Raw genomic sequence first — 1,058 nt, forward strand, 5'->3', positions numbered from 1 at the left:
TCGCGCCGTAGGCCGCCGCGGGGGGCGGGTAGCCGTACGCCCGCACCCCGGCCACCGCCGCGTACGCCTGCCTGCGCAGCGTGAAGTGCTGGATGTCCGCGGCCAGGTAGTACGCGATCGAGCCCACGAGCGAGCCCAGCACCAGCACCAGGCCCACGTAGCCGCCGGTGGTGTGGATGTCGTCGCCCGGCTCCAGCCCCAGCAGGACGACGCCGAGGAGGTCGGCGACCAGCACCGCCACGAACAGTCCCCAGTCCAGCGACCGGCGCGTGACGATCGCCAGCCGCAGCGGCATCGCCCAGGACAGGAAGCCGAGGGTGAGGATCCCGACCGCCACGAACAGCACACGCAGGCAGACCAGCCACGCGGTGTGCGGCGGCTGCGTCACCGGCTGTCCGTAGCCGTGGCCTTGCATGGCTGCTCCCGGTCCTGGAAGTGGGCGTACCAACCGCCCGGCGGGTCGGCGGACCACGCCCCTCGTGCGATGGTCGCTTCGAGCATATGGCCCGCCACGGACAAACGATCAGGGCTGTACCGAACCGTTGTGCGGCCGCCGGCGCGGGATCGTTCGCGCGGGATCAGACCGGTGCCACCGTGCCGTCGGTGAGCCCGTCGTACATCCCGCGCACCAGCTGCTCCCCGAGCCGGCTCGCGTGCCTGAGCGCCCGCTCGAACTCGTCGAGGGCGCGGAAGCGCGCGCCGTAGCGGTGCTGTTCCTCCAGCGGGAGCCGGGGCAGGTGCAGCCGGCGCACGTCCAGCCGGGTCGCCGTGGAGGCGTAGCTGCTGGCCTGCCGGTTGTTGGCGGTACCGCGCAGGAACCCGGCCAGGAACCACGGATCGAGCGCCGTGCGGTCGGGGCGCAGCAGCACCAGGTTGCGCCCCAGGGCGGCGCCCCCCGTGGCCTCGTCGATCACGCGCGCCACCGCACCCCCGCCGAGCACGGGTACGACGACGTCGCCCGGCTCGGTCAGCACGGCCTCCTCCTCGCTCTCGGGCAGCGTGCCGGACGGCGCCGTCCCGGCGAGGACGTCGTGGTCGGTGAGCACCGGCACGCGCGC

The 1,058-nt window shown here is 73.9% G+C and carries 2 pseudogenes; both read right to left on the reverse strand.

The window, feature by feature from the left end:
* Nucleotides 1-415 (reverse strand): annotated as a pseudogene (locus tag H5J33_RS36290) (hypothetical protein); the annotation flags it as partial.
* A gap of 163 nt (nucleotides 416-578) precedes the next feature.
* Nucleotides 579-1,058 (reverse strand): annotated as a pseudogene (locus H5J33_RS36295) (restriction endonuclease subunit M); the annotation flags it as partial.

Origin of the sequence: Streptomyces sp. WELS2 (genome assembly GCF_013870595.1) — a bacterium.
In the GTDB taxonomy this organism is placed as follows: Bacteria; Actinomycetota; Actinomycetes; order Streptomycetales; family Streptomycetaceae; genus Streptomyces.